Annotated in this window: 10 protein-coding genes; 5 read left to right on the forward strand and 5 right to left on the reverse strand. The window is 63.1% G+C overall.

Features of this window, described 5'->3' with window-relative positions; all coding sequences use genetic code 11:
* The first annotated feature begins 9 nt into the window (after positions 1-9).
* The 5 genes from E4Q23_RS09955 to E4Q23_RS09975 all read left to right on the forward strand — a co-directional run bounded on the left by E4Q23_RS09955 (position 10) and on the right by E4Q23_RS09975 (position 5417).
* Positions 10-336, forward strand: coding sequence for a hypothetical protein (locus tag E4Q23_RS09955; RefSeq protein WP_169066496.1), 327 nt, complete (start codon positions 10-12; stop codon positions 334-336).
* A gap of 74 nt (positions 337-410) precedes the next feature.
* Complete coding sequence (locus E4Q23_RS09960; protein ID WP_169066497.1) at positions 411-854, forward strand: glycine zipper 2TM domain-containing protein; 444 nt, start codon at positions 411-413, stop codon at positions 852-854.
* 73 nt (positions 855-927) lie between these two features.
* A complete protein-coding gene (locus E4Q23_RS09965) occupies positions 928-1368 on the forward strand; it encodes a hypothetical protein (protein WP_169066498.1) in 441 nt (146 codons plus the stop codon).
* A gap of 248 nt (positions 1369-1616) precedes the next feature.
* Positions 1617-3974, forward strand: a complete 2358-nt coding sequence (locus E4Q23_RS09970) for a tetratricopeptide repeat protein (protein ID WP_336511660.1) — start codon at positions 1617-1619, stop codon at positions 3972-3974.
* Between the two features lie 663 nt (positions 3975-4637).
* On the forward strand, positions 4638-5417 hold the full coding sequence (locus E4Q23_RS09975) for an EF-hand domain-containing protein (protein ID WP_169066499.1): 780 nt from the start codon (positions 4638-4640) through the stop codon (positions 5415-5417).
* Positions 5418-5471: 54 nt separating this feature from the next.
* Here E4Q23_RS09975 and E4Q23_RS09980 read toward each other — a convergent pair whose 3' ends face one another.
* The 5 genes from E4Q23_RS09980 to E4Q23_RS10000 all read right to left on the reverse strand — a co-directional run bounded on the left by E4Q23_RS09980 (position 5472) and on the right by E4Q23_RS10000 (position 11901).
* Positions 5472-6296 carry a transporter gene (locus E4Q23_RS09980; RefSeq protein ID WP_248595355.1) on the reverse strand — a complete coding sequence of 275 codons (825 nt, stop codon included), beginning with the start codon at positions 6294-6296 and terminating at the stop codon, positions 5472-5474.
* Between the two features lie 17 nt (positions 6297-6313).
* Entirely contained in the window at positions 6314-8554 is a 2241-nt protein-coding gene (locus E4Q23_RS09985; protein WP_332355287.1) for a patatin-like phospholipase family protein, read from the reverse strand.
* A gap of 159 nt (positions 8555-8713) precedes the next feature.
* A complete protein-coding gene (locus tag E4Q23_RS09990) occupies positions 8714-8968 on the reverse strand; it encodes a TIGR02647 family protein (RefSeq protein WP_169066500.1) in 255 nt (84 codons plus the stop codon).
* A gap of 274 nt (positions 8969-9242) precedes the next feature.
* The gene (locus tag E4Q23_RS09995) at positions 9243-10823 is read right to left on the reverse strand and encodes a protein adenylyltransferase SelO (RefSeq protein WP_169066550.1); all 1581 of its coding nucleotides are present in this window, start codon (positions 10821-10823) and stop codon (positions 9243-9245) included.
* Positions 10824-10905: 82 nt separating this feature from the next.
* Positions 10906-11901, reverse strand: a complete 996-nt coding sequence (locus tag E4Q23_RS10000) for a YcjF family protein (RefSeq protein WP_169066501.1) — start codon at positions 11899-11901, stop codon at positions 10906-10908.
* Positions 11902-11961 lie beyond the last annotated feature (60 nt).

Here is an 11961-nt window from a genome sequence, read left to right on the forward strand (position 1 = left end):
AGAGGCACCATGAGAACTGCTGATCGCTATCGATTGTGCGTGGCGCCGGCTGTCCTGCTCGCCTGCCTGCTGGCGGCTGCCAGTGCGGTCGCGCAGGGCAACGCTGTCGTTCCGGATCCGGTCTTGTCGCCGGGCGCCATCGCGCCCGACCCGGCACTCTCTCCGGAACAGATGAACCCGCCACCGGTGCCGTCGGTCGACGCGGTCCGACCAGACGCGGCACTGTCGCCGGAGCAGGATCAGGGCGGGACGGTGCTTTCTCCGGATGCGGTCGCTCCCGACGCCGCACTGTCGCCGGAAGAGACCACGGAGGAACCCGCCCTGTCACCCGATTGACTGCAAGTAACGGCAAGGACCTGACGTACAATACCGCCTGCCATGCAGGTCAATAACCCCAAGGAGGTGTCTAGATGTTCCAGAAAGTTTCGTCCTACGTTTCGACCCTGGTGCTGGTTCTGGCACTCGCCGCTTGCGCCACACCCGGAGCACAGCCGGGTCAAATGGAAATACGCGCGGGCGTCGTCGAACAGATCATTAATACCGAGTTGTCCAGCGATCACCATTCGGGTATTGGTGCTGTCGTCGGCGGCCTTGCCGGTCTCGGAGTCGGCAGTCTGATTGGTGCCGGCACCGGTCGCGACGTGGCGATGGTCCTGGGTGCCGTGGGTGGTGCCGTCGCCGGTCACGAAATCCAGAAGAAGTACGACAAGCCGATTCCGGCACAGCAGGTGATCGTTCGCGTTGGCAGTGGTGTACTGGTGTCGGTGACGCAGCCTGTCAACCCCGCCATCGGCAAGGGGCAGCGCGTCTTCATCGAAGGCAGCGGCGAGGACGCACGCGTCGTTCCGCGTTGAGCGTGAATTGACCGTCGGGTGTCGGCCTGGCACGCCGGTCGACACCCCTGATTCAGATCCCGGATAAATGACCATGCCCTTTCCTGTCGCGAAACCTGACGCGTCTCGTTACGAACGAAGCTCGGGGGCCTTCCTTTTGCCTGCCAGGGCGATTGCCGGTGCTGTGCTGAGTGCGCTGCTCATTGGCGGATGCGCGCCCGATGCTTTTCTGCCCGACGCCCCGTATGAAGACTTTCTCAATCGGGTTCAGAGCAAATGCCTGTATCAGAGGATCGGCAACGTCGAAATCACTTCCGACTTCCTGCAGACGCCATATTTCCTGGACCTGACGTCGCGCTTCTACAACGGCGAGATCCCCCAGGCAGCCTTCGTCGAGAACCTCCAGGGAGCTTATTCTGCAGAGCCCGGTTCGCCGGGCGTGAACTGCCTGCTTGCCCAGATGCCGTCGCAGGGCGGGCCCGTGCCACCGGCGATGGGTGGTCCGCTACCGCCGGCGATGGGCGGTACGCGCTAGTCCGAGCAGTGCATTGGCGGCACTAGCTGCCGCCCCCTTGACGATCCGCATCGGCCGATTCCGCCGATGCGCTGGCGAAGCGGCACTCGAGCACGACAGCCTCTGACGAATTTTCCGGCTGACAGAGCACGCACAGAACAATGAGCAAACGATCCAGAACGAATCCCGGCGCGCCCGCCACGCCTCCCGCCGCCTTACCTGCAGCCCCAGTCGTCAAGCCGGCAAGACCGAAAACATTCTTGCTGGTCGTGGGTCTGGCGCTGCTGCTGGTCATTGCCGCAAGTATCTTCATCGCCATGCGTCAGGATGCGGCGCAGCCGACGTCGCAGGCACCTGTCGCGCCGCTTGCCACCTCGGAGCAGCAGCCGTCACGCTTGCCATTACCTGTTGCAGCGCCTGCTGCCGCCAGCTACGTCGGGGCAAGCCGCTGCCAGAGCTGCCACGAGAGCGAATTCAGGGCCTGGAACGGTTCGCACCATCAACTCGCCATGCAGGACGCCACGGCAGCCACCGTGCTCGGTGACTTTGCCGATGCCAGCTTCAACTACCAGGGTGTCGCGTCGACCTTCTTCAAGAGCGCCGATGGCCAGTTCATGGTGCGTACCGATGGCCCCGACGGCAAACTCAGCGACTACCCGATCAGCTACACCTTCGGCGTCTATCCACTGCAACAGTATCTGATCGCTTTCCCCGGCGGGCGCTATCAGACGCTGCCGATTGCCTGGGACGCGCGGCCGAAAAGTGAAGGCGGGCAGCGCTGGTTCCACCTCTATCCCGAGCAGACGATTGACCACACCGATCCGCTGCACTGGACCGGCATCTATCAGAACTGGGCGCTGCAGTGTGCCGAGTGCCATTCGACCAATTTGCGCAAAGGCTACGATGCCGCCAGCAACACTTACCACACCACTTACAGCGAAATCAACGTCGCCTGCGAGTCCTGCCACGGCCCCGCTTCGGCGCATGTCGATTGGGCCAGCAAGGCCAAGCCCCCTTACGCCGCGCAGGACGACAAGGGTTTGCCATCGCTGAAGAGCCGCTGGAACGAGGCCTGGAAATTCCCCGCCGAGGGCGCAAAATTCGCCGTGCGTGCGCAGCCGGCCGACCCCGCGGGCATGAACAGCTGCGGCGCTTGCCACTCGCGTCGCTCGACCCTCAGCGAAGGCGGCAAGGCCGGCGCGGTGCTCGAAGATAGTCACCGCCTGGCGATGCTCACCGCGCCCAACTACCACCCCGACGGGCAGCAGCGTGAAGAAGTCTATGTCTGGGGCTCTTTCCTGCAGAGCAAGATGCACCAGAATGGCGTGACTTGCATGGACTGCCACGAACCGCATTCGCAGAAACTGCGCGCCGAAGGCAATGCACTGTGCACGCGTTGCCATCTGGCCAGCGAGTTCGACGTGGCCAAGCACCATCAGCACCAGGCCGGCGGCAAAGGTGCGCAGTGCGTTAGCTGTCACATGCCGAGCCAGAACTACATGGTCGTCCACGCCCGGCCCGATCACAGCCTGCGCATACCGCGCCCAGACCTCTCTATCTCGCTGGGCAGCCCAAATGCCTGTACTCAGTGCCACACCGACAAGCAGCCCGACTGGGCAGCCACCAGCATGGACAAATGGTACGGCAAGGCCTGGCGTGAGCGCCCGCATTACGGCAGCACCCTGCACGCTGGCGAGACGCAAGGTGTGCGCGCCCTGCCAAGGCTGCTGGAACTGGCCAGCAGCCCGGCAGCGCCGGCCATCGTCAGGGCCACCGCGGCGACCCTGGCACAGCCCTACGTCAATCCCGGCACGCTGCCGGCTACGCGTGCGCTGCTCCAGGATGCTGATCCCTCAGTGCGCATCGCCGCTCTCGGCATGCTGGCGCCGGTCGACCCGCTGAATCGCGTGCTTGGCGCTTCCGCCTTGCTTTCCGACCCGGTCCTCGGCGTGCGCATCGAGGCCGCAAGTCTCCTCGCCGACGTGCCCGATAGCCAGATCCCCTCGGCTCGGCGCGCAGCACGCGAAGCCGCCTTGCAGGAATACGAGGCGGCGCTGAAGCTGGAGGCCGACTGGCCATCGGGTAATGTCAATCTCGGCAACCTGCGCTTGCGCCAGGGACGTGTCGACGCGGCTGTCGCTGCCTTCCAGAGGGCGATCATGCTCGATCCGCAGGCGGTCGGCGCCTATGTCAATCTGGCCGATACCTGGCGCCAGCAGGGGCGCGAGTCGGAGGCCGAAAAGATCTTGCGCGATGGTCTCGTGGTGCTGCCACGCAACGCCGACTTGCACCACGCCCTGGGCCTGCTGCTGACCCGCAAGGGGGAGAGCGCCGCGGCGCTGCAGGAATTCGGCGAAGCCGCCCGGCTGGCGCCGGACAACGCGCGCTACGCCTATGTAAAAGCCATTGCCCTGCACTCCGCCGGCAAGCGCGCCGAAGCCCTGGCGCTGCTGCGCGCCGCCAATAAACGTCACCCGAGTGATCTCGAGATCCTCAGTGCGCTGATCTCGATGAATCGTGAGGCGGGCGACCGGCGGGCGGCACTAAGCTACGCCAGGACAGCCGCCGAGCTTCTGCCCGACGACCAGAGCGTGAAGCAACTGCTGAGCGAGTTGGAAGGCCGTTAAGGCGATTGCCGGAAACGAACGTACCAGATTGCGCCGGATTTTCGGTCGGCTTCAAGGCGCGACAACAGGCGCATAGTCGAACTATGTAACTGTTTTCGTAACACAGAAGACGGGCGAGAAGACAAGCAAGATGGTATGTTCTTTGACAGAAATCGCCGAAGACCATTCGATCAATTTCTTCAGCCCTTAGCCGACTTCCCATCGCCTGGCCCATTACCGCTTTTATGTGCGCCATTAGGCATTGTGGAGAGGCACTCATTTTTCCTCCACATTTGCTGCTCAGAATGTCTCCATTGGCCGGCCGATGGATGTCTGCCAAAGCACAGGAGCGATCTGATGATAAATGTAAGACAAATTTTGGCGCGCTCAAGCTTGATGGCTGCTCTCGCGTGCTTTTCCGGCCTGCTTTTAGCGCAAGCGCCTGAGGGTCAAGGGGGGCCGCGCAAACCGCCGCAGGAAGCACTTGATGCCTGCAAGTCATTGAGCGCTGGCCAGGAGTGCGGTTTTACCTCCCCGCAGGGAAGCGTCAAAGGTTCCTGCTGGGCTCCCGAAGACAAACCGCTGGCGTGCAAGCCGAAGGATGAGCCGAGCCGCGGATCCCAAGCAAAAAATCAATAAACAGCCTGATACGGGTCGTCGTACAGGATTGAAAAGGAGTTCATCATGAGCAGCATTGGCAGTGTTGGCAGCAGTAACAACAGTTTCATGATGCAGAGCACGAGGCAACGCCCGGATACGAAGAGCATGGCCGGGGAGTTGTTCGCGCAGTTGGACACATCCGGGCAGGGTTACCTCCAGAAGTCAGATCTTCAGGCAGCCTTCGACAAGATTTCTTCCACCTCCAGTTCCTCGTCAAGTGCGACCGGCACTTCATCGACGGTTGATGAACTATTTTCAACACTTGACACGAACAGTAACGGAAAAGTCTCCAAGGAAGAATTCACCGATACTCTGACAAAACTTCAAAACGACCTGGAGCAGCAATACCAGGACGGTCGTATGCAGAAGGCGATGCAGGCGGGTGGGACAGCGGGGATGGAGGGGATGGGCGGCAGGCCGCCACCGCCGCCGCCACCCGGCGACGGACCGAGCATGAGCAAGGACGAACTGAGCAGCACCCTCAATGAAATCGGCACGTCCGACAGCCGAAGCACTCTGCTGTCCGCTATTCTCCAGAGCTTTGATCAGGCGGACAGCGACGGCGATGGCGAAGTCAGCTTCCAGGAAGCGATGGCCTTCCAGCAGTCGAGCGGCGGCGCCAGCGGCTCGGCTGCGACGGCGTCCATCGATGCCAGCCTTGGCGCTGCCTCGTCAGCAGCGGCGAGCGGCAATTCCGAGGCCAAGGTCATGATGCAGATCATGAAGTTGATGCAGGCCTACAACATTGGCAATGAGCAGAGTCAAGACGGCAGTCTGCTGGCTTCGCTGTCGGTTTCGGCGTAGCCCGTGCGAAAGTCGCGCCAGGTCATGACCGTTGATACGGCAATTTCTGTGGGACTACTTCGGAAACATCAACTGCACCTGGAAGCGCAGTTGCCAGTTGGCGGCATTGTCCGGATGGGCGACATTGTAGTAGGCACTGAGCTGGGTGTTTACAGGTAGTTTGCCGAAGTGGAAAATTTTGCCGACGCCGCCGCCCAGCGGCACCGTCCAGCGCTGGCTGTTGTCGGCCTTCCAGTCGGCGGTGACGATAGGCGCCGAGGTGAGATAGATGCCGCCTTCGAAGTTGTAGTTCAGGAAAGGCTGGAGCAGGAAGTTGTTGTAGCTGGCGTCACTTCCCGAGCCGACCGACCAGACGTTGTTCGCCAGGAAGCCGTACACCCAGGGGTCGCCTTTCTCGAGATGGAGTAACACGAACGACGGGCCAAGTCCCCAGTGGTCGTTGCCGAGCGAGTCGTTGCTGTTGGTTGGCATCTGCACGATCGCGCCGGCGCCCCAGATGGCGCCTTTGGGCACGGCAGGCGACAGGAAGGCCGTCAACTGGATGTCGCCGATGCCGTTGGTCCGATCGCCGCCGGGCACGAAAGCGGGCTGCGAAATCACCGGCATGATCGTGCGCGTGATGACGTTCCATTCGCTGTTGACCTCGATCGGAATCACCGGCTGGACGTTGAGAATGTTTTGAGTGCCGTCGCGTGGTCCGACGTTGAAGTTGGTGTTGTTCTGGAAGGGTACGCTGATCAGGTTGCCGACCGGGTTCTGCGCCAGTTTGGCGAGTTCCTCGGCGCTCATTTCGGCGCGCGCCGGCGTGGTGAGTGCCGTCGCCAGGGCGAGGGGGCCGAGAACGCGTCGCGCCGCGCTTGGAATCATCTTGGATTGCATTGTTGCGCTCCTAGCAGTCAGGGTGTCCCGAGGAACAGGTAGAAATTGGAATAGCCGCCGATCGAGCCGGCATTCGAGTAGCCGTAACCCAGGTAGACCGGACCAAAAGGTGTTTCGCCGCCAAGATAAACGGCTGCGCCGGGAATCCAGCCTTTCAGCTCGGTTTCGGTGAACGGCCTGCCGACCTTGGCGGTTTCCAGGGCGGCTCCCAGGCGCAGGTCACCGCGCAGGCCAAGCGGCAGGCGGCCGATGATGCGCTCGGCGCGGATGCTGCCGTAGCTCATATCGTCGCCCTTCAGCTGCCCGACGGCAAAGGCCGTCATGTTGAGCATGCCGCCGAGTTGTCCGAGATCGTAGACCGGGAGCTCTCCGACCGGCGAGCCCTGATACGACAGGCGGCTGGCCAGCACCCAGTCGCCGACGCTCAGGTAGCCGCTGGCACCGGCGTCGAGCCTGCTGAAGCCGCTGGCTGGTGAGTCGAAGTATTTGACGCTGCTGGACCAGCCATTGGTTGGAAAGTAGATGCGGTCGGTCTGGTCGAAATCGAGTCCGGCAAACCAGCCGCCAAAGGTCTTCGACTCCGCCGGCAGGAATGGTGCGCCTGTCTGGATCGTGGCTTTTCGCCAGTTCTCCTGCCAGCCGAGGCGCGCCTGGCCGAGCAGCCCGACGTTGATGCCCGCCGCTACCTGGGCGGCGCTTTGGCTGAGGGCGTATTCGGCGAGTTGGTCGTTGTTCTGGTAAATGCCGGTCGATGTGCTCTGATAGTTGACGTTGGCCTCGACGAAGTAACGCTGGCGCGCGTCAATGGGTTGGTAAAAGTCGGCGCCAATCCCGGTTGTTGACCCGATCTGCACATAACCGAGGAATTCGCCGCCCAGGCTATTGAGCCAGGTTTTCTGATAGGCAGCGCGAATGGCGTAGGTGGAGTCGGTCTGGAAGTTGCTTTCGAGGTTGATGCCAAAGCGCAGGTAATCAGGGCCCCAGCTTTTCTCCATCGGCGTCACACGCAGGATTTCGCGGTTACGCAGGGTGTCGTCCAGCGCATAATCGACCTGCTGGTAGTAGCCGTCGCCATAGGCGCGCATCAGATCGGCATCGAGTTTCACCGGGTCGACGGTGTCGCCCGGCTTGATCTGCAGGTAGCGCTCGACGACTGCCGGGTTGACCAGCTTGAGTCCGGCGATCTGCACCTCGTTAATGCGCGGTGCGGGGCGCATCGGCGGCTGAACCTGGGCGACCCAGGCGGCGTAAGCGGTTTCGCTGACCGCCAGCGTGCGCAGGCGATCGGCGACCGCCTCGGTTGCGGCAACGCCGCGATCAGCCGTTTCCGAACTGCGCTTGAAGTCGCCCGCCGTGATCCCCTCGAGATCGGGCTTGATGTAGATGTCGGTCGGCTTGAGCGTCGCCAGCGAACGGGTGACATTCTGTTCGGTGAGGATGTTGACCATTTGTGCCGAAACGCTCAGCAGGCCGCTGATATCTTCGGCCTTGAGCAGTGGTGAGCCGACGTTGACGGCGATGATGATGTCGGCCTGGCAGCGGGCACGCGCTTCGTCGATCGGCACGTTGTCGACCAGGCCGCCGTCGACCAGTTTCTTGCCATCGGCCTCGACTGGCGCCATCAGGCCGGGAACCGACATGCTGGCGCGCATCGCTTGCGACAGGCTGCCCCGACGGAAGACCACTTTCTCACCGCCGACGATATCGGTGGCAATGATTGACAGTGGTAGCGGCAGGGTCTCGATTTCACGTTCGCCAAGATAGTCGCGAACCAGGGTATTGAAAAACAGCTTGATCTTCTGACCCATGACGATGCCGGGTTGCCCGTTCACGCCTTGCGGACCGACACCCGTTTCCGAACCCGGCAGGAAGCGCTTGTCGTACACTTTTTTTCGGAAGTTCTGCTGGTCCAGTGGTGGATCGTCGCGGAACAGGTCATCCCAGTCGGCTTCAGCCAGCTTGCTGCGCATGGTTGCCGGACTCAGGCCGCTGGCGTAGACGCCTGCGACCAGGGCTCCCATGCTGGTGCCGGCGACACAGTCGACCGGCACGCGCAATTTTTCAAGGACTTCGAGGACGCCGATATGCGCCGCGCCGCGCGCACCGCCACCGCCGAGGACCAGGCCAACGCGCGGCCTGGCCAGTTCGCTGGCGGCCGTTTGCGCGGCAACACCGCCGGCAAAAAGAAGGATTCCGGCGGCGAAGGCCATGCGTCCCAGCCTGACTGCCACGGTCGATTCGAACACGCTTGTACTCACTCCAAACTCCTTGTTTTGATACCCGGTCGACCAAACGCTTGCCGCGAGTCGAAGGCTGCGCGTGCCCCCGTCTCCACGCGGTTGACGCGGCATTTATTGTTTCAGCGGCTCGACGCGAAGGTGGCCGACACCGCCCCGGGTGGCGTGACGGCCAGCAAATTACTGCAGAGCGGTCATCGGCAGCGAGTCGAGAATGGTCAACGCGGCGTGCGCATTCTCGGCTGCATCGCGGCCCAGGCTGGTGAGATAACCGCCATCGACCTGCGTCAGCAGGCCTTTGGCGTGTAGCCGCTCGGCGGCAGCGATGACTTCGGGTGCTGCGGCCTTGTGGATTTTCAGGCCTTGCTGCGGGCTTGCCAGGTCAAAGCGGGCCAGGATGTTCAGTTCATTGACCAGATCGGGCGTGAAGGGCATGGCAAGTCCTCGTTTGGTTACGGCGCGGTTGCGCTTGGGGGCTACATTCTAACGGTCATAGCATGTCGCGACACCATTGACAATCGAAGTCGTGACCGTTTCCCTCGCTGGCGGCGTACATTCCGGCTTGCACGCCGGAATTGTTCGACCGGCAGGGAGCATACTCCCTGAATTCCCCGTCTCACTCCCCTGGCCCTTCTCCCGCGAGTGGAGAAGGGAGGTTCGTGAGTCGCGGGCGCGACTTCCAGGGAAAGGCGACCTGGGCGCCTCACTCTCAGGAACTGCATGAGAGCGTCGAGCAGCCGGCTTTATGGCGTGCCCAGTCGGGGCGTCGGGCGCTGAAAGCGGCGCGTCCCGGCTGCTCGTCGAAAGGGTGGCGCAGGACTTCGAGCAGTTCATGGATCCTCTGCGTGTCTCCCTGTTCGGCGCGCTCGATGGCCTGTTGCGCCAGGTAATTGCGCAGTACGAAGCGTGGGTTGGCCTGATTCATGGTGGCCATGCGGCGCTCTGCCGGCTGCCCGTCGTGGCGCAGGCGAGCGCTATAGCGCAGCAGCCAGCGCGCCAGGTCGGGTGCAAATTGCTGGCGGAGATCGTCACGGTAGAAAGCTTCACGCAAGGCTTCGGGGTCCGCTTGGCCGATGTCGAGCTGCGCCAGCTGGCGGAAGAACCCGGTCATGTCGATCTCGGCCAGGCGCATCAGTTCGAACAGGTCGGCGAGCAGCTCGCCATCGTCCGGTGTCCAGCTGCGCAATCCCAGCTTGGCGGCAAAAGCCGTACAGAACTCGGCCGAATAGACTTCGTCGTAACGATCGATAGCCGCTGCCAGCTCTGCGACTGGCGCCGATCTTGTCGGCTTCTCTGCCTTCGGCAGCAACGGAAGCAGCGCGTCGGCGAGTCGTTCGAGGTTCCAGCGGGCGATTTCGGGCTGGCGGGCAAAGCAGTAGCGGCGGCTCGAGGCATCGGTGGTGTTTGGCGTCCAGCCGGGGTCGAAGTTGTCGACCCAGCCGTAGGGGCCGTAGTCGATGGTCAGGCCGAGGATGGACATGTTGTCGGTATTCATGACCCCGTGGACAAAGCCGACGCGTAGCCAGTGAGCCATCAGGCGGGCGGTGCGCTCGCAGACTTCGTGGAACCACGCCCCCAGCTTTTGTTCGCGTGTGCCCACCAGCGCGGGGAAGTCGCGGGCAATGGTGAAGTCGACCAGGCGCTGCAGCAGTGCGTGCTCGCCGCGCGCCGCCAGCAGCTCGAAATGCCCGAAGCGAGTAAACGAGGGCGCCACGCGGCAGACGATGGCTCCGGGCTCGGCGATCGGATGGCCATCGTAGAACATGTCGCGGACGACGTTCTCACCGCTGCCAACCAGACTCAGCGCGCGCGTCGTCGGCACGCCGAGGTGATGCATTGCCTCGCTGCACAGGAACTCGCGGATCGACGAGCGCAAGACCGCGCGCCCGTCGGCGCGGCGGGCGTACGGTGTCGGGCCGGCGCCTTTGAGTTGCAGTTCGAAACGCTGCCCGCGCCGATTGACCGTTTCACCGAGCAGGATCGCCCGGCCGTCGCCGAGCTGCCCGGCCCATTGCCCGAACTGATGACCGCCGTAACAGCTTGCATAGCCAAGCATGCCAGGCAGCAAGCGGTTACCGGAAAGGGCGCCGAGCATCGCCGGCGAGGCCATGTCCTGGTCGTCGAGATCGAGGTCGGCGGCCACTTCGCGCGAATGGGCGAGCAGCGTCGGTGCCGCGACCGGTGTCGGGGTGACCGGCGACCAGCAGGCGCCAAAGACTTGCCGCGGCTGGTTGCGCTGTTCGCTATCGCCCGGCAGTTCGCGAACGAAGCGGTTATCGAAGTTCAGCATGAGCGCTGCCATAGGCGCTTGCCAAGCCGGTACGGTGGCGGCGATGGCGCATCCAGAATCGACGCCTCACCTTCGCCCATCATCAGCCCTGGCGAACCAGGTCGACGATCTGGGCGCTGTCCAGCGTGCGTGCGCGAGCCTGCATCTCGGGCAGATAGCGGCTCTGCAGGCCCTTGGCTTCAGCGAGCACGTTGTCGAAGCTTGCGCGCAGCATCTCGCTGGAGAAGCTGCGACCGCCGGCATAGTAGCGTCTGGCGACGTGGCCGAGGGCGTAGGTGCTGGCAAAGCTCATTCCCGAGCTCACCGCCTGCTTGCCCAGGCCGCGCAGGAAGCCACCGCCGACCTTGCCGAGCAGGCCGCCAAGCAGCTTGCGTCCGGCCTGTTCGAGATACTGGGAAGTCAGACCGACGCCGAGGGTGGCGAGGAAGTCCTTGATATGCCCGCGGTCGAGCTCGAAACCGTAGGACTTGCCGACGCGGTACACGAGCTTCATTTGCAGCGGAATGATGGCCATCGTCGACAGCGACTCGGGCAGCAGTTCAAGCGCGCCGTTGAGGATCGAGGCCTTGAGAATGGCCTGGTCCATCTCGGCTTCGCTCATCGTCGAGGCGTAGCCGGCAGCCACTGCCTCAGGTACCACGACGGTCCGGGGCGTGTCCGCGGTCGTCGGCGCTGCGCTGTCGCTGGCTGTCGCCACTGGCAGTGCGGCGACCGCTTCCGCCTGCTGGCTGTAGGCACTGGCCTGCTGCTGGTCAAGCGCCAGGGCGCCGCGCAGCTCTTCGAGAAAGGCCTTTTCGGCAGTCGATTGCAGGCCATCGGAGTCGCACACACAGACCGCCATTTCAAAAGCCAGTTGTTGCGTCTCGGGGGTAGTCAGCGCTGCCGCGGCCGATGCTATCGTTACCCGTTTGAGCAGGACATCCTGATAGAGCGCTGCGATATTGATCGATCCCTCGCCGGCCAGGGCGTCGGCGATGCGCTTGATCTCGGCACGTTCGCTTTCGTTCTTGCCGCCGTCGGCAAAAGCGGCCATCAGGCTGAGGGTGAGGATTGCTTGTTGTTGCTGCTGCTCGTTCATGCGCGGTCTCTCTGATCAAGGTGGGAGGTGGGCGGTGGGCACGGCGAGTATCGACAAGTT

The organism is Candidatus Accumulibacter phosphatis, from assembly GCF_012939955.1.
Lineage (GTDB): Bacteria > Pseudomonadota > Gammaproteobacteria > Burkholderiales > Rhodocyclaceae > Accumulibacter > Accumulibacter delftensis.

Excerpts from the sequence above, each read along its gene's own strand:
- E4Q23_RS09975 (WP_169066499.1), top strand. The coding sequence starts at position 4,638 with ATGAGCAGCATTGGCAGTGTTGGCAGCAGTAACAACAGTTTCATGATG.
- E4Q23_RS09960 (WP_169066497.1), top strand. The coding sequence starts at position 411 with ATGTTCCAGAAAGTTTCGTCCTACGTTTCGACCCTGGTGCTGGTTCTG.
- E4Q23_RS09980 (WP_248595355.1), bottom strand. The coding sequence starts at position 6,296 with ATGCAATCCAAGATGATTCCAAGCGCGGCGCGACGCGTTCTCGGCCCC.
- E4Q23_RS09955 (WP_169066496.1), top strand. The coding sequence starts at position 10 with ATGAGAACTGCTGATCGCTATCGATTGTGCGTGGCGCCGGCTGTCCTG.
- E4Q23_RS09995 (WP_169066550.1), bottom strand. The coding sequence starts at position 10,823 with ATGCTGAACTTCGATAACCGCTTCGTTCGCGAACTGCCGGGCGATAGC.
- E4Q23_RS10000 (WP_169066501.1), bottom strand. The coding sequence starts at position 11,901 with ATGAACGAGCAGCAGCAACAACAAGCAATCCTCACCCTCAGCCTGATG.
- E4Q23_RS09990 (WP_169066500.1), bottom strand. The coding sequence starts at position 8,968 with ATGCCCTTCACGCCCGATCTGGTCAATGAACTGAACATCCTGGCCCGC.
- E4Q23_RS09965 (WP_169066498.1), top strand. The coding sequence starts at position 928 with ATGCCCTTTCCTGTCGCGAAACCTGACGCGTCTCGTTACGAACGAAGC.